The organism is Vibrio sp. Vf1514 (genome assembly GCF_052076135.1).
Taxonomy (GTDB): Bacteria; Pseudomonadota; Gammaproteobacteria; order Enterobacterales; family Vibrionaceae; genus Vibrio; species Vibrio furnissii.
The window spans coordinates 1,439,303-1,455,448 of record NZ_CP197267.1 but is presented as its reverse complement, the minus strand read 5'-3'; the positions used below and the strand labels follow the sequence as shown (position 1 = coordinate 1,455,448).

Here is a 16,146-nt window from a genome sequence, read left to right as displayed (position 1 = left end):
TTGGCCGCTAAAATAACACACATACACCTCTTTAATTGACAGAACTGTGAAAGCATCCGAACTCAAAGCACTTTTAAATTCATTGCCTGATGATTGCGACCCCGATGTCGTGATGGGCGAAGCGTGGTTGCCTGAACAACTGGTCGCTGCGCAGCTCGACGACAAGCTGCTGTTTCTCGAGTTCGACAATGCGCCAGAAGAAGACGCCGGCGACGAAGAAGGTCGCGGTTTTGTAGAGCATGAAATCGACCTGATTCGTCAACAGGTGACGCAGATTTTACAAGATGATTGCGCAACGCGAGCCAAAGCTGAGGCATTATTAACCTTGTTAGTGGTTGCGCACGAACGCACCAGCTCGGAATTCATTGAAATGCTGGGCACGCTGGAAGAGGACAACTAGGGAGCCATTTTGACGCACTATCAAACCACCTCACTGCCATTTTTGCTGGCCGGGCCCATCGTCAGAAAGAGCTCTGCCAAAGCGTTGGTGATTTGGTTTGCCACGTCCGAAGCACCGCAAGGTCAGTTGGAACTGTTTGCCTCCGATGCCGCGTCCCCTTTGCTGAGTTATCCCTTGTCTGAGGCGCAGAGTTACCCCATTGGCGAGCGCGCTTGGGTGACTCTCGTTCACATAAAACACGACTTCCCCTTAGAAACGCTTTACCAGTACGAACTGGTGACGCAATACGGCGCGCTCAGTGAACGCCACCCTGAGTTGCGTTACAAAGATGAAACTCGTTTCTCGTTGTGGCTGACCGGCAAGGCCGATCACGTGTTGCATGGCTCATGTCGGAATCCACACCATGTTGCGCAAGATGCGTTGGTGACAGCCGATGAACACATCGCACGTTTGCCCGCTACCGAGCGTCCCGATCTATTGATGATGAGTGGCGATCAGATTTACGCCGACCATGTGGCTGGGCCAACATTGTTCGCCATTCACAGCGTGATTGAACGTTTGGGGCTTTATGGCGAAACGTTTGAGCAATCGCCCGTCGCCAACAGCGAGGCTTTGTCTCAACATGCATACTGTTTTTATAGCCGTGACCAACTACTGCCCCACACCATTGGTGAACAGCGCATGTTTGATCGCCTGTTGCCACGCAAACCCACACCCATATTTAGTTCTACCGACAATGACAATCATCTGATTTCATTGGCTGAATTCTTTGCCATGTATCTGCTGATGTGGTCGCCCGCATTGTGGCAAGACATCCACTTTGATGACAGCGATACACTGCAACTGGCCAACACAACCCATCGCATTCCGCCCGAAAAGCTCTCGGAATGGCAAAGCGAACTGCAAAACATTCGCGTGTTTGTTCAAGGGCTCAGCCAAGTACAGCGCCTGCTGGCTCACTTACCCACGTACATGATCTTTGACGATCACGATGTCACCGACGATTGGAACCTCACAGTGGGGTGGGAACAAGCCGCCTATAGCAATGCGTTTTCCAAACGCATTATTGGGAATGCGCTGATCAGCTATTGGCTGTTTCAAGGCTGGGGCAACGAACCCGACAGCTTCGACGATACGTTTCATCAATTCGCCAAAGCTTATTGCCACGCGCCCGATGCCGCCACACAGGATGCGTGGATATCGCATTTATATCCGTTTGAACAATGGCACTACACCACCGACACGTCCCCCAAGATGGTGGTGCTAGACACGCGCACGCGGCGCTGGCGCTCAGAGTCGCGCATGAACAAACCATCAGGCTTGATGGATTGGGAAGCGATGATGGAATTTCAGCACGCGTTGATGAACGAAGACAAAGTGATCATTGTGTCTGCCGCGCCAATGTTTGGGGTCAAATTCATCGAAGCGTTGCAACGCATGATGACTTGGCTGGGTAAACCTTTGGTGATTGATGCCGAAAACTGGATGGCGCATCCCGGCAGTGCCAACACGCTGGTGAGTATTTTTACGCACACCAAAACGCCATCCAACTACGTCATTTTGTCGGGCGATGTGCACTATTCGTTTGCCTACGACATTCAACTGCGCTCCAGAAAATCGAGCCCCAATATTTTTCAGATCACGTGCAGCGGCATCAAAAATCAGTTTCCTGAGCCCCTGCTCTCCTTTTGCGACACCATGGATCGCCTGCTCTACAGCCCCGGCTCACCGTTAAACTGGCTCACCAAACGCAAGCGGTTAAAAATCCGTAAGCGCGCACCCAGCTCAGAAAAATTGAAACGATTAGTGAACTGTGCGGCGATTGGTGAACTCAAACTAGATAAGAGTGGCAAACCGAGCACGGTGGCGATCCTCACCAGTGACGGGCGGCGCATTACATTTGCGCCGACGCAACAACGTGCCCACGGGGCCGATTAGTCCGTTTGGGTTGTGAAATACCTCGCGCGTCGCCATCTATACTTAAACCAACGATTTTTTTGAAAAGGCATCACTATGTTCAATGCGATTACCTCACTGTTTAAACAATTGCTCGACGGGCAAGATCTGAGTCAACAGAAGCAGAGCCCGAATCTCGCGATCGCATGCTTGCTCAGTGAAGTCGCAGGCGCGGATCATCAAATTGATGACAAAGAGCAGCAGGCCAAACTGACGCTACTGCAACGCTTGTTAGGTTTAGAAGCGCAAGAAGCCAACGCCCTGATCGACAGCGCGGATGAACAGATTCGCCGTTCGGCGTCACTGTATGATTTCACCTCCCAACTGCGTGAACTCACTCAGGAAACGCGCTTTGAACTGATCAAAGCCATGTGGGAGGTGGCGCATGCCGATGGTGAAATCGACCCATTGGAAGATGCGGTGATTCGCAAAGCCGCTGAACTCTTGTATGTGGATCACAGCCAGTTTATTCGTGCCAAATTGATGGTGACCAACGGCAAATAATGCCGCACGGCTCTCTTCGCCCACCCGCTAAAAGATAGCCCCAATTTCAGTTTCAGGCCCCGCTGAATAAAGTCAGCTGAATGAAGTCAGCTGAATGCAAATACAAGACGGTTGAGGTTACAAATTTGAGGCAAAGAAAAAGCGCAGTGATCACTGCGCTTTTTTTTGATGGGTTATTTTTATGACTGTTTGCCGCGACGTTGTTAGCATCATTTCCCGATTTGCTGAAGGAAAGCATACATGCCGAGTATGACGGCGAGATGACCGCAGTTTGACCACGCGGTTACAGCATCGTCAGCGCCAATTTCGCGAGGTTGTAAGCATCCACATAACCGGAGTGCTGACGACCTTCCCACTCGATGCCTTTGGCTTCTTGCGCCGCTCGGTGACCAATCCGTTTATCTTTCAGACGATGCTGAATGCGATACAAAGTCGCCAAGTTAATAAACTCTTTAAAAGGCATGTCGATGCCTTTGGCCTGACACTCTTTCATCAGGATCTGATCATCGCGTCCCCACGACGCATAAATCTTTTGCGAACCACCGAAGTTTTTCACCATCGATTGAATCACGGCAGCCAATGGGCGGCCCTGTTTTTCAATCTTACGCGGTGTGATCCCCGTCAGTTCGACACAGAACAGCGACACTTCATCGTGTTCCGGTTTCACGTAATACTGAGCGCGCTTGACGATTTCGCCCGCCGTCAGATCGATTTCAGCCAGACCGACTTCAATGATCTCACCGATGGTGCCCACTCCGTTTTCATTCCAACAGCACATTTCCAAATCGAAGCACACGACCCGGTTATAGTTCATTGCCAAATCCAGTCCTCTGTCGAAAAACTCAAAGCGCGCTATGTTACCCAACTCTTTGGCAAAACTCGACGTCCAATCGGTACTTTAGTCAGCAATTGAGACCTGATTTCGTCCTTTTGCTTTACTTTCGTACAGCATGGTATCCGCGCGCTGCAGCAATTCTTGCTCAGAATACCCATGATTCACCGCCGCACCGATACTAAGCGAGACCGAAATCAGTTGGTAACCTGTATCGAACTGACTCTGCTCAACGGTGCGTCGAATCTTCTCCAAATAGCGCATCAAGGGTTCACGTTCAGTGACATGACACAGTATAGAAAATTCATCCCCGCCCGTGCGCACAAAAATATCATTGCCTTCGAGCACTTTTTCGATGGTTTTGGTCACCGCAACCAAGATTTGATCGCCCGCAAGGTGGCTGTAGCGATCGTTGATCGACTTAAAATTATCAATATCAAAACTGACCAGCGTGAAGACCTTATCGTCACGCATGTAGACATCCAAAATGCGATTAAATGCACGGCGGTTGAAAATACCGGTCAAGCTGTCGTGCTCGACCATAAAGCGCAGCTCTTTAGTGCGCTCTTCCAATTTGAGATTCAATGTCTCTTTCTCGCGCATCAGCAGGTAGCTCACAAAGCCCAGCAGCAACGAGATAATGGTGCCACCAGCGCCCAAGCCGATGAGCACCCACTGATCGTTTTGCGTCAACGGTACCGATAAACGAAAATCCACCAACCATTCACGATTGGGTAATTCCACTTTGCGGCTCACTTCCAGCCCTTGCGCGGCGTCCCAACGATCGCTTTGATACAGCACCGGATCATCTTCCGAATCAAACCCCGTATCGACAACACGCATCGCCATTTGGTGCTCCGCCGCCGTTTTCAACATCATGTCATCAAAATAGGCCGAGAGGCGAATCACGCCGACCATCACGCCCAGCAAATGGTGACGATATTGGTTAAACACCGGGTGGTAGATCAGCAATCCATCTTTACTGATGGAATCATCGCGGCCATCTTGCAACAAACGGATTTTGTCAGACACGTAGGGATGGGTGGAACTCGAAAAGTAGTCTAAGACGTGGGCAAAACGGTCGCGCGATGAATAAAATCCCAACAGCTGAATGTTGGTTGGCGTGCGCGGAACAATGTCAGAAACCGCAAAAATCGGCTGACCGTTGAGTTGATACCCCTTTTCGATTTGGCCGCCCTCCCGCACGGTATAAATCGAAAAACCGGGGTAGCGCCTGGCCATTTTGTATTCATAAGTGGGGATATTTTTGACGTCGATGCGCTGCAACCATTGCAGGCCAATCAAGCTGTTTGAACCTTTAAGCAAATCACTGGCGTAGATACGAAACCGGCTCCAGTTCATCGGGCTGATGCTGTGAAAGAAATTCGCTCCGGAACCAATGAAATGAATATCACTGTTGAGATACTGCTGTAACGACTGAACCTGTCGGTCAGCCAAATTTTCAAACAGGGTTCGCGTGTAGCGTTGCTGAACAATGTGCGCGGCAGAAACAATCGCGATGGTGAACATTAACGCAATGCAAGTAATGCTCACTGGCACAAAGCTTTTGAAACGTTTCGGCATAAAAATCTAAACTTGTCGGGATATAGTGTGTGTTTACCCTTTACAATCTGGCACGTCAATCACCCTTTATACAAAGAATTGATATGACTCAAAATACATAAAAATTATCACGCCCGTCTGACACCCTGCACCCCCTAAATCAGTAGGACTTTTCCTACATTTGTGTTTTCTGCTTAAAAGTTCGACTATCAGACCCATAACAAAGTGAGAATCTGCCATTTCTACAAGCCTTATCCCTTGAATATGGTAATATTCGCCCTCATTTTTTGCTAAATTCTGACTATTCGGTGCAGCGGATTTTACATCCATTCGTTGCCTTCCTACATCTACAGAGATTTCATCATGAACTTCGATTTACAAATGATTCCAACGACCTTCGATATGCTTCATGCCGGTTTAGCTGCATCCAGCATCCTTTTGCTGATCCTTGCGGTCTCACGCAAATCAAAAGTCATCGAAAAAGTTATCGAAAAGCCGGTTGAAAAAATCGTCGAAGTCGAAAAGCCGGTCGAGAAAATCGTCGAAGTGGAAAAAGTGGTTGAAGTAGAAAAAGTCATCGAGAAAGTGGTGGAAGTTGAATCGAAACTGGCCACTGCTTCTACCGATTCGGCGATGCAACTGCTTTCCCTATTCCAACAAGAAGCTCGCCTGATCGACTTCCTGAAAGAAGACGTCACCAGTTTCTCCGATGAAGAAGTGGGCGCCGCGGCACGTGTCATTCACTCTGGCGGCCAAAAAGTGCTGAAAGAGTATGTGGCGCTAACACCAGTTCGTAGCGAAGACGAAGAATCTCGCATTACCATCGCCGAAGGGTTTAACCCTCAAGAAGTTCGCCTGACAGGCAACGTGACGGGCCATGCGCCGTTTACGGGCACGCTGATCCACAAAGGTTGGAAAGCTGAATCCATGACGCTGCCAAAACTGGCTGAAAACTACGATGCTTCTATTATCGCCCCTGCTGAGGTCGAGCTGTAATGGACCAAAATATGTCTCATACTGAACACTCAGATACTGCCGCGAAATACAGCGTTGGTATCGACTTAGGTACTACCCACTGCGTGCTATCATTCGTTGACACGCAAACCGAAAACGCCCGCGTTGAAGTGATGGCCATTCCACAAATGACTGCGCCCGGCACGGTTGAAGACCGCATGCAATTGGGCTCATTTTTGTATCAGCCCCACGAACATGAAATGTCTGCTGGCTCTCGTCGCCTGCCTTGGACCGACGAGCCTAAAGCGCTGGTTGGTGCCATTGCACGTAACTTAGGCGCCAAAACACCCATTCGTTTGGTAGCGAGTGCAAAATCTTGGCTGTGCCACGGTGGTGTCAACCGCCGCGATGCATTCTTGCCACAAGGCAGCCCGGAAGATGTCGCGAAGGTTTCACCCCTGCGCGCGACGGAATTGTATCTGGACCATTTGAAAGATGCGTGGAATCACGCCCATCCGCAGCACCCGCTGGCGGATCAAGAGGTGACGATTACCGTTCCGGCATCGTTTGACCCTGCTGCGCGCGATCTCACCGCAGAAGCCGCCCGTAACGTAGGCTTTACCCACCTAACGCTGCTCGAAGAGCCGCAAGCGGCGCTGTATAGCTGGATCGACAACAGCGACGACGAATGGCGCAACGAAGTCAACGTGGGTGATGTTGTGCTGGTCGTCGATATCGGCGGCGGCACCACCGATTTGTCGCTGGTGGAAGTCACTGAAGACGACGGCAATCTCACGCTCAATCGTATTGCGGTGGGCGAACACATCCTGCTGGGCGGCGACAACATGGATTTGGCACTGGCGTACCGTTTGAAGATGAAACTGGCGCAAGAAGGCAAAGAGCTGCAACCTTGGCAAGTTCAAGCCATGACGCACGCCTGTCGTGATGCCAAAGAAGCGCTGCTCAGTGATGCTGAACTGCAATCCGTGCCGATCGTGGTGCCAAGCCGCGGTTCTAAACTGCTGGGCGCCACACTGAAAACAGAGCTGACCAAGCAAGAAGTGCAGCAAACTTTGGTTGACGGTTTCTTCCCACAAGTGGCCATCACTGAGCATCCCGTTCAAAAACCACGCGGCGCCCTGACACAAATGGGCCTGCCTTATGCACAAGATGCAGGCATCACCCGCCACATTGCTGCCTTCTTGGCTAAACAAGCCAACGCGCAAGGTCAAGCGGATGCCGCACCATTTAACATGGCTGGCATTCCGGGCATGCCGGCACCAAGTATTGAATTTATCAAGCCAACTGCGATTTTGTTTAACGGTGGCGTGCTGAAATCTGATCTGCTGGCGAATCGCCTGTTTAGCACCATTAACCAATGGCTGACCAGCGCAGACAGCCCTGTGGCAAAACGCCTGACCGGTTTGGATTTAGATCTCGCAGTGGCCAGCGGCGCGGCCTATTACGGCTCCGTTCGTCGTGGTCAAGGCGTGCGCATTCGCGGCGGGATTGCCTCGGCGTACTACGTGGGCATCGAGAGCGCGATGCCTGCCATTCCGGGCATGGCACCGCCAATGGAAGCCTTGTGTGTGGCACCGTTTGGGATGGAAGAAGGTTCTAGCGTGAATGTTCCTAGCCAAGAATTTGGGTTGGTCATTGGCCAGCCGGTGCACTTCCAGTTCTTTGGTTCAACCGTTCGCCGCGATGATGTTGCGGGAACACACCTTGATTACTGGGCACCAGACGAATTGGAAGAGCTGCCAGAAATTCAGGTCACGCTCCCAGTTTCCGAAGGTCGCCGCGAAGGTGAGGTGGTGCCGGTCACGCTGGCGTCGCGCGTCACTGAATTAGGCACCTTGTATCTTGAAGCCATCGCCTCGGATAACGGCCAAAAATGGCACGTGGAGTTCGATGTACGAGAAGGCAATCAAGAGCAGCCGGCTCAAGAACACCATCACTAAGTAAAACGGCACCTTTCGGGGTGCCGTTCCTCTATCTTGAAATCGAGGTTACCTATGACAACACCGCGCTTTCTGGTCGGGATCGATTTAGGAACGACCAACACCGTCGTTGCATTCTGTGAACTGAGCGATGATCTCGAAAACGCTCCGGTTGAGCTGTTTCCCATCGACCAATTGATTGGTCCGGGTGAAGTGGTTCGCAAACCACTCCTGCCCTCTTTCCGTTACCATCCTGCAGTTGGCCAAATTGCCGACAGCGATCTCACATTACCTTGGGAACCTCAACCCGTTGCAGGCGATCTGCCCCAAGTGATCGTCGGCCAATGGGCGCGCGATTTAGGCGCAAAAGTCGAAGGCCGCCAAGTCTCCAGTGCCAAAAGCTGGCTCTCCCATCAAGGCGTGGATCGCGAACAGCCGATTTTGCCTTGGGCCGGTGCTGCTGATGTCGAGAAAGTCTCGCCAGTGATTGCCAGCGCCAGCTATCTCAATCACATTCGCCAGGCATGGAACTATCGCCATCCGGGCAACCGACTGGAAGATCAAGACGTGGTGGTCACCGTACCGGCTTCGTTTGATGAAACCGCGCGTAAGCTCACCTTAGAAGCCGCACGCCTCGCAGGTTTGAGCCGCATTGTGCTACTCGAAGAGCCGCAAGCGGTGTGTTACGACTGGTACGCTCGCCACAAAGCGACTGCCGCCGAACAACTGGCTAACTTGCCGTTGATTTTGGTGTGCGATGTTGGCGGCGGAACCACCGACCTGAGCTTAATTGAAGCCAAATTCGAACACGATCAATTGGCGTTGAATCGTATCGGGGTTGGCGAACACTTGATGCTCGGTGGTGATAACCTCGATCTCGCCTTAGCGCACTTGGCCGAATCGCGTTTCAATCAGGGCAAGAAGCTGACGGCGTCCGGCTTAACCAAGCTGATTCAGCAAACGCGCCAAGCCAAAGAGAATTTGTTGTCGGCTCATGCCCCAGAGACGGTGAAAATCACCATGCTGGGCAGTGGCTCTAAACTGCTGGGCGGCACGAAAAGCATTCACCTCAGCAAAGAAGAAGTCCACCAAATCGCCTTAGATGGCTTTTTCCCGATTTCCGATTTCGATCAATTGCCCGATCAGCGCCGCAGCGCAGTGGTAGAATTTGGCCTGCCCTATGTCGCCGATCCTGCCGTCAGTAAACACGTGGCGGAGTTTTTGACTCAGCACCAACAGGTCTCGCACGCCGCACTGCAATTGGAAGATTCAAGCCAGCCTGCGATCCCGGTCGGCATCTTGCTCAACGGTGGCGTATTCAACAGCGACCTCATCACCGATCGCATGTTGTCGCTACTCGAACATTGGCGCGGTGACGTGGTCACTCAGCTCGATAACCCGCATCCAGATTGGTCGGTGGCACTTGGCGCCGTGGCCTTTGGTAAAGCGCGCCGAGGAGCGCAACTTAAAATTGGCGGCGGCGCTGCCCGCTCCTACTTCCTGCATCTGCAAGAAAAGAATCGCATGGGCAAAGCCCTATGTCTGCTAGCGAAAGGCACGGAAGAAGGCCAAGAAATTCGACTCACCAGTCGCCGCTTTTCGCTCACATTGGGCGAGCCGGTTCGCTTTAACTTACTGACCTCGACCTACGATTCGCTCACCGATCATATCGCGGTGCAAAATGGAGTACTGGTTGACATCGATGCTGACAAATTTCAGCCGCTGCCGCCATACATCACCACACTGCAAGGCGATGATTCGGTGCAGTTGCACGCTAACCAAAAGCAACGCGTCGAAGTGCAGCTGGCTTGCCAGTTAACCGAAGTGGGCACGCTTAAAATCGAATGTGTCTCTATAGACGACGAACACAAACGCTGGCTGATGGAATTTGAAGTTCGCCACGATGCCCGCTCATCAAGCGACGGCGATGCAGCGGAACACAACACCGATCCGCGTTTAGAGCAGGCGAAAGATCTTATCATCAAAACCTACAGTGGCAACAAAGCGAGCGCGGAAGCCGGCGCGGTCAAAACGCTGAGCAAAGATCTCGACAAATTGTTGGGTAAACGCGACGAATGGGACTTTTTAACGCTACGCAGCCTATTTGATTGCTTTGCTCAAGGACGCAAACGTCGTCGCCGCTCAGAACAACACGAGAAAAACTGGCTGCGCCTCGCGGGCTATACACTGCGCCCGGGCTTTGGTGATGCCACCGACAGTTGGCGCATTGAGCAAATATGGCCCCTTTACCAACAAGGGATTCAGTTCCAAAATCATCAAGGTTGGACGGACTGGTGGGTTTTCTGGCGCCGTGTGGCGGGCGGATTGAACCAAGAGCAGCAAGAAGCCATTCTGGCAGACATCGCCAAGTACCTGCACCCGGGCGCATCACGGAACCCGAAATCGGTGAAAGAAGCGCAAGACAAAGGGTACGAAGCCATGGTGCGTTTGGCCGCATCATTGGAACATCTGGACGTGGAAGATAAAGTGTTGCTGACCAGTTGGTTCATCAGCAAAGCAATTCACCAAAACCAGTTTGAGCAAGCGCACTGGTGGGCCGTTGGTCGCCTTGCCGCTCGCACGCCACTCTATGGCAGCGCGCACAACGTGATTCCTCGCGAACAAGTTCAACAATGGCTGCCAAAACTGATGACTGAGAATTGGGCGAAAGAGCCGATGATCGCGTTTGCCGCAGTGATGATTTGCCGTAAAACGGGTGACCGCGCGTTGGATATTTCGGACGATTTGCGTACTCAAGTTCTCGATAAACTTAAGCAGAGTAAAGTGCCGGATTCTTGGGTCACTTTGGTGGCAGAAGTCGCCGAATTAACGGAAAGCGAATCGAAGCGCGTATTTGGTGATGCCCTGCCAAGCGGCCTGATGCTGCTGCCGCATTAAACGCAAAAGAGCCAGCAACGCTGGCTCTTATTTTTTCAATGGCAACACAACACGAAAGGTCTGGGACAAAGTCCATCACACCAGCGAGACCAAGCGATTTCGCCCCTTGCCTTTCGCATCGTATAGCGCGATGTCGGCCTGCTTGAGAGCCTGATGCAAATGCTGTTCGGACGTCACCGACGCCATGCCAATACTTACCGTCAGATCGACATGATGACCGTAGATTTCCATCGCATGATGCGCAACTTCGTGGTTAAAACGTTCCAGTTTAAATCGAGTTTCTTCAACACTGCCTGCCAACAACACCACGAATTCTTCGCCGCCATACCGAGCCACCAAATCGTGACGAAACTGGCGATGCATGAGCTGTGCAATCGCTTCGAGCGCGCGATCGCCCACATCATGTCCAAAGCTGTCGTTCACCTGTTTGAAATGGTCCACATCAATAATCGCGATCGTGTAGTGCGCTTTGGCCTGCTTAAGTCGTCGTTCGGCCTGTTCCATAAAGTAACGACGATTAAAAATCCCCGTTAACTCATCGTGAATTGCGCGATGATAGTGCCATTCGATTTCATCGTAGAAGAACAGGGACAACATCGCCCCTAAGCTCACGATAGTCAGCAGGTTTTGCCCCACCACCACACCACTTAAGAAGTAGACTTTTGAGTGAAACTGGTGAAAAAGAAACATTGGTAAGAAGACAAACAGGCTCGACAACAGCAAGCAGGTCGCGAGTAATTTTTCGCCGCTACTGGTTTTTTTCATGAAGCGGAATGTTAACCACACGCTGGTCAGGTGCACCGCAGAATAACTGACGGCTGCAAGATTAATCCGCCAATCAAAATGCTCGGGGAACTGTTGCAGCAACCAAAGTTGCACGCAGGTATAAGCAATAATATGCGTGGCTGCGAAGCTCATGAGTCGTGGCGTAATTGGCCGTTTAAACCAACTCATCACACCAAAAAGCAGCATATAGGTGACGGTTTGGTAGAGGAAGTTGTTACTCACAACGACCAGCTCAATCGGTACCCACCCGCGCATCGTTGTGGTCGCAAACGCTAACGAAAACAACAAAAAATAGGCGGCAAACCAACCCGCCGCAGAGACTTTATGGTGCGTCAGTTTGCGTCTGAGTAACCAGAGGAAGATGCAAGCAATGATACTGCAGATAACGTTATTGAGTATCGTTGCAAACTTTAGAACATCAATATCAAGCAAAATAGTTTACTTCCAATCAATCTTTCGAGACGCATCTCGTTATTATCGTTTTTTGTGGATTTTAATGCGCTTTGACCACGTCCGTCAGCACTGATCACAAGAAAGTACCAACGAACTATTGATGTCACCAATAGTAGCGCTGAACGACCTGTTTTTACCAAGACTTTTCTCATTACGACGAAAAAATGTTCGATTTATGCTCGCAATGTTGCGTGGAAGCAGGATAGAATACGCGCCCTCGCTCAATTATTGACAATAATGACTACAATAACGTCAGAGCGGCGGTATATTGCATACCGATCACAACGTCTTCGCTGGAAAAATAATCAACGGCTTTGTCTTAGCTCAAGTCACTTGAGCAAAAAACGTTTTAATTTCGTATTCGATTTTCGAATCACTCGTTGGGTTATTGCAGTCAATGAATCAAGACAAATTTATGCACATTTATCGTTTGCCGGGTTCAATCCAGATTCGCATTGGAAAATGGCAAGCGACATTTCGTGGCACCTCTGATTTGGTGTTGCATGATGCGTTGGTGCTGCGCAATCAGCAGTATCAAAAAGCCGACTTTCTACCACGTGGATGGTGTCTAACACCGTTTTCGGAGGATGACATTTCGATCACGCATCATGGCAGCTATCTTCAAACGACAATCTTAACCATGCTCGATCGAAAAGTTGCCTATAAACGAGTTTACCTGTCGCGTATCCCGCTGGAACAAGCGGAGCCAGCACTCCGCGCGTTTAAGGTGGAATGGATGCGCAAATACAATCGCGTGGCGAAAAAGTACAACCAGATCAAGAAAAAAGAGCTGTTGCGTTTTGCGCGCGAAGAAGAGGAAACGCTCTATCCGTCGATTCCTAAAGGGGAATTTGATAAAGCCTTGTGGAATCGCTTAGTCGTCTCTGAGTTGGGGCCTGCCAAGAAATTCAACAATCCTTACTTCGTGGGTAAAGCGGATTTCTGATCATCCCAACTTCGAGCTGTCTTCATCACAGCCCTGATGAAGAAGTGGACAAAAAAAACGGTTGCCCTCCGCACTTTTGGCCTTGTACATCGCTTCATCGGCCAAGCGTAACAAGGCCACCATATCCTGACTCTGGTCGGGATACAGGCTGATACCAATACTGACACCGACGCTCACCGGCTCTCCGCACACCTCCATCGGCTGGCTTAATTGCTCAATCAACCGTTCTGTTTTCGCCGTTATCCCTTCAAAGTCTTTGATCAGATTCAGACACACCACAAACTCGTCACCGCCAAAGCGACCACAAAAGTCCGATTCACGAATGTTCTGCTCTAACCTTGCCCCAATCTGCATCAGCACTTCGTCCCCAACATCATGGCCTTTGCTATCATTGATCGCTTTAAATTTGTCTAAGTCGATAAACAACAACGCGAGCTTCACACCGGTGCGGTTGGCATGCACGATGGCGTCGTGCAAGTGTTCTTTGAACGCGCGGCGATTGAGCATGCCCGTCAACGGATCTTTTTCCGACAGGAATCTTAACTGTTCTTTTTGCTGCTCTAGTTTGGCCGTCTGCCTAGCGACCTCGTGTTGCAACTCTTCGCGCGTCACAATCGAGCTTTGCAGTGACTCTTTCATGCGATTGAAGAACTGCGCCAAGGTAACAAACTCAGAATCTTGTTGATGAATCGACAGGCGACTACTTAAGTCCCCCTGCGCCAGCTCAGCAATCCCCTGCTTTAACGTCGCAAACCCATGACGCACGCGTTTTAAAATCATAAATGCAATCACGGACACAATGACCGAAAAGACCAGAAGGTGCAGCGCACTGGTCATCAATGCCGAACGTTGGCTTTCCGCGCTCTTTTCTAACACCACTTTTTGCAGATACAACAACTCTTCCGTCATGTTCTGCACCAACATGTTGTAGCGTGAATGCAGCAGTTCGCTTGCGCCGACAAAGTCACTTGATGAGGCGCGACGGTCATAATCAAGTTCTCGTTCCTGACGCAGTAACGCCGCCAAGCTGCCATTCATTCGCGCGAGGTTTTGAATGTTGTTTTCAAACTCTGGATTCTTCGACAGCTTGGCCGAGAGATTTTGCTGCGCGATATACACCTGATCGAGGCTGTTGGCATCGTCATACTGCAGGAAGATCCACAATTGACTGCGCAGCATGTCGACACTGCGTTGAATCTGCATGATTTGCGTCAGTTCGCTCTGAGTACGCTTTTGTTCTTGCGATAAATCCCACAACGAATACGCAATCAAAATGGCCAACATTGATGTCGCAACAAATAGTAGCGTCAATTTACGTGAAACAGAGTGAATCATTTGAATGACACCTCCGTTTGCAACACTTGCTCCAGCGGCTCGGAGACAAAATAACGCCGATAATCCGGTAATGAGCCATCAACAAGGTTGTTCTCAATCGCCCAACGCGCTTGAAGTTGAATGTTCGACAGCAGCGCATTCCCCAGCGACAAGCGAAAGGCGTAATCTTGCCACGACCATTCCAATTGATGTTCACGAATGTTGAGTGAATTGGCTACCCAGTAGCGCGCTTGATCCGGGTTGTCGTTCATCCAAGCAATCGCCTGTTTAAGCGCTTCAAGCAGCCGAATCGATTCATCATCACTTTGTTCAACGCGGTCTTTCATCGTCATCAAGTTAAACGATAGGTTGTAGATGCCAACCAAGCCCAGATTGATCACCTTGGAGGACGATGTCATCTCGGTACGGTAACCCCAAGGCTCCCACACCGAAATCGCATCCACCTTAAATCCATACAATGCCTGATTGAGCTGATCCGGTCTCAGATAGACCTTTTCCAAATCCAGATGCTTCAAGTTATTGGCGATCAGCACGGAATCAAAATAAAACTCACTGGAACTGGCTTTAATCACGCCAACTTTCTTACCTTTCAAATCTTGAATGCCATTGATGTCTCGGTTTTCTAACGTCAACAGTTTGAGATCGTTATCTGAGCTGACAAAGCTGGCGAGCAATACGAAATCTTGGCGTTCAAAACTCTTGAACATCGCCACCGATTCCGATGCCGTGGCGTAATCAACATCCGCACGGAACAAAGATTCCGCGCACGCCACGCCGCCGCTACATGGGACTAGCTCAACATGAAGCCCTTGGCGTTGGAACAATTTCAGTTGTGAGGCAATAAAGAAAGGCGATGACAGCGGGGTTTGTGAAACGGCAATGCGAATATGAGGTTGATTGGTTGAAGGTTTCGCAGCTTCACCTCGCCAGTAGAAATAAGCAGATGCAATCACCGAGAGCGCAACGCATGCACCCACGACCATATATCGTCTCAAGCCTTTAGACTTGCTCTCCATTCGAGCCCCTGACAGTTGTGTCCACTGTAGTATTACTTAGCAGTTTAGTCGGTTATTTGTGCCCTGCATGCAACAATAAGCATCCATTCACTTAAGTGTTTAAAACCATTGATCTTAAATTAGACAAAATTATTCATCGTCTTGAAGTGCAACCGAAAAAAGCCCCATTTACAGAATGGGGCTCCTTAACGTTAATGTTGAGTATCTGAAGGATTGTGTCCGAAATCCGCTTGTTTGTAGATGTCTGCTAACGATTTCGGTTTGGATGAATGAGATTTACGATGGCGTTTAGGTTCGAACTCTTGTTCGACATGTTTCAATGTTTCTTCATGCTCTCTAGCAGATTGAATGAACTCCGGGTTAGACATCGCCTCTTGGCGCAGGCGGTTAACGCGTTCTAGTGTATCCCACAACATAGAAGACCTCCTTTACCACTGTTTATGTATACAGCATAGTAAAGTGGCATAGGAAGTCAAGAAAAACACTGTGTACTTAAACAGTGCTTCTTCGGTTTATGAGAAGGATCAACGATAGAAGAAAAAGAACAAGCGAAGTAAATTATC

13 protein-coding genes are annotated in these 16,146 nt (G+C 50.2%); 7 read left to right on the top strand and 6 right to left on the bottom strand.

The window, feature by feature from the left end; all coding sequences use genetic code 11:
* Positions 1-46: 46 nt before the first annotated feature.
* The 3 genes from ACS18Q_RS06785 (at position 47) to ACS18Q_RS06775 (ending at position 2,860) form a co-directional block, all read left to right on the top strand.
* A complete protein-coding gene (locus ACS18Q_RS06785; protein WP_004726055.1) occupies positions 47-400 on the top strand; it encodes a hypothetical protein in 354 nt (117 codons plus the stop codon).
* A 9-nt stretch (positions 401-409) separates the two neighbouring features.
* Entirely contained in the window at positions 410-2,338 is a 1,929-nt protein-coding gene (locus ACS18Q_RS06780; protein WP_441257570.1) for an alkaline phosphatase D family protein, read from the top strand.
* Positions 2,339-2,413: 75 nt separating this feature from the next.
* Positions 2,414-2,860, top strand: a complete 447-nt coding sequence (locus ACS18Q_RS06775) for a TerB family tellurite resistance protein (protein ID WP_004726057.1) — start codon at positions 2,414-2,416, stop codon at positions 2,858-2,860.
* Positions 2,861-3,143: 283 nt separating this feature from the next.
* Here ACS18Q_RS06775 and ACS18Q_RS06770 read toward each other — a convergent pair whose 3' ends face one another.
* The gene (locus ACS18Q_RS06770) at positions 3,144-3,674 is read right to left on the bottom strand and encodes a 3'-5' exonuclease (protein WP_038151184.1); all 531 of its coding nucleotides are present in this window, start codon (positions 3,672-3,674) and stop codon (positions 3,144-3,146) included.
* An 84-nt stretch (positions 3,675-3,758) separates the two neighbouring features.
* A complete protein-coding gene (locus ACS18Q_RS06765) occupies positions 3,759-5,276 on the bottom strand; it encodes a sensor domain-containing diguanylate cyclase (RefSeq protein WP_154181126.1) in 1,518 nt (505 codons plus the stop codon).
* A 342-nt stretch (positions 5,277-5,618) separates the two neighbouring features.
* Here ACS18Q_RS06765 and ACS18Q_RS06760 point away from each other — a divergent pair, with 342 nt between their 5' ends.
* The 3 genes from ACS18Q_RS06760 to ACS18Q_RS06750 are packed head-to-tail and all read left to right on the top strand — an operon-like array spanning position 5,619 to position 11,047.
* Positions 5,619-6,251 carry a DUF2760 domain-containing protein gene (locus ACS18Q_RS06760; protein ID WP_154181125.1) on the top strand — a complete coding sequence of 211 codons (633 nt, stop codon included), beginning with the start codon at positions 5,619-5,621 and terminating at the stop codon, positions 6,249-6,251.
* 11 nt (positions 6,252-6,262) lie between these two features.
* Positions 6,263-8,170 carry an Hsp70 family protein gene (locus tag ACS18Q_RS06755; RefSeq protein ID WP_441257569.1) on the top strand — a complete coding sequence of 636 codons (1,908 nt, stop codon included), beginning with the start codon at positions 6,263-6,265 and terminating at the stop codon, positions 8,168-8,170.
* A 54-nt stretch (positions 8,171-8,224) separates the two neighbouring features.
* Positions 8,225-11,047, top strand: a complete 2,823-nt coding sequence (locus ACS18Q_RS06750) for an Hsp70 family protein (protein WP_441257568.1) — start codon at positions 8,225-8,227, stop codon at positions 11,045-11,047.
* A 75-nt stretch (positions 11,048-11,122) separates the two neighbouring features.
* Here ACS18Q_RS06750 and ACS18Q_RS06745 read toward each other — a convergent pair whose 3' ends face one another.
* Positions 11,123-12,265, bottom strand: a complete 1,143-nt coding sequence (locus ACS18Q_RS06745; protein ID WP_238770820.1) for a GGDEF domain-containing protein — start codon at positions 12,263-12,265, stop codon at positions 11,123-11,125.
* Positions 12,266-12,683: 418 nt separating this feature from the next.
* Between ACS18Q_RS06745 and ACS18Q_RS06740 the strand changes: the two genes are divergently transcribed.
* On the top strand, positions 12,684-13,232 hold the full coding sequence (locus ACS18Q_RS06740; RefSeq protein WP_014205142.1) for an MSHA operon transcriptional regulator: 549 nt from the start codon (positions 12,684-12,686) through the stop codon (positions 13,230-13,232).
* On the opposite strand, the gene ACS18Q_RS06735 is transcribed toward ACS18Q_RS06740, so the two are convergent.
* The 3 genes from ACS18Q_RS06735 to ACS18Q_RS06725 form a co-directional block, all read right to left on the bottom strand.
* The gene (locus ACS18Q_RS06735; RefSeq protein ID WP_014205143.1) at positions 13,233-14,567 is read right to left on the bottom strand and encodes a diguanylate cyclase domain-containing protein; all 1,335 of its coding nucleotides are present in this window, start codon (positions 14,565-14,567) and stop codon (positions 13,233-13,235) included.
* A complete protein-coding gene (locus tag ACS18Q_RS06730) occupies positions 14,564-15,550 on the bottom strand; it encodes an ABC transporter substrate-binding protein (RefSeq protein ID WP_441257626.1) in 987 nt (328 codons plus the stop codon). The genes ACS18Q_RS06735 and ACS18Q_RS06730 overlap by 4 nt, the downstream gene beginning before the upstream one ends.
* Before the next feature lie 224 nt (positions 15,551-15,774).
* Positions 15,775-15,999 carry a hypothetical protein gene (locus ACS18Q_RS06725; RefSeq protein WP_004726068.1) on the bottom strand — a complete coding sequence of 75 codons (225 nt, stop codon included), beginning with the start codon at positions 15,997-15,999 and terminating at the stop codon, positions 15,775-15,777.
* Positions 16,000-16,146: the final 147 nt, after the last annotated feature.

Bases quoted from the DNA above. Each gene is read 5' to 3' on its own strand.
- ACS18Q_RS06755 (WP_441257569.1), top strand. From the start codon at position 6,263: ATGTCTCATACTGAACACTCAGATACTGCCGCGAAATACAGCGTTGGT.
- ACS18Q_RS06740 (WP_014205142.1), top strand. From the start codon at position 12,684: ATGAATCAAGACAAATTTATGCACATTTATCGTTTGCCGGGTTCAATC.
- ACS18Q_RS06770 (WP_038151184.1), bottom strand. From the start codon at position 3,674: ATGAACTATAACCGGGTCGTGTGCTTCGATTTGGAAATGTGCTGTTGG.
- ACS18Q_RS06730 (WP_441257626.1), bottom strand. From the start codon at position 15,550: ATGGTCGTGGGTGCATGCGTTGCGCTCTCGGTGATTGCATCTGCTTAT.
- ACS18Q_RS06775 (WP_004726057.1), top strand. From the start codon at position 2,414: ATGTTCAATGCGATTACCTCACTGTTTAAACAATTGCTCGACGGGCAA.
- ACS18Q_RS06765 (WP_154181126.1), bottom strand. From the start codon at position 5,276: ATGCCGAAACGTTTCAAAAGCTTTGTGCCAGTGAGCATTACTTGCATT.
- ACS18Q_RS06735 (WP_014205143.1), bottom strand. From the start codon at position 14,567: ATGATTCACTCTGTTTCACGTAAATTGACGCTACTATTTGTTGCGACA.
- ACS18Q_RS06750 (WP_441257568.1), top strand. From the start codon at position 8,225: ATGACAACACCGCGCTTTCTGGTCGGGATCGATTTAGGAACGACCAAC.
- ACS18Q_RS06725 (WP_004726068.1), bottom strand. From the start codon at position 15,999: ATGTTGTGGGATACACTAGAACGCGTTAACCGCCTGCGCCAAGAGGCG.
- ACS18Q_RS06760 (WP_154181125.1), top strand. From the start codon at position 5,619: ATGAACTTCGATTTACAAATGATTCCAACGACCTTCGATATGCTTCAT.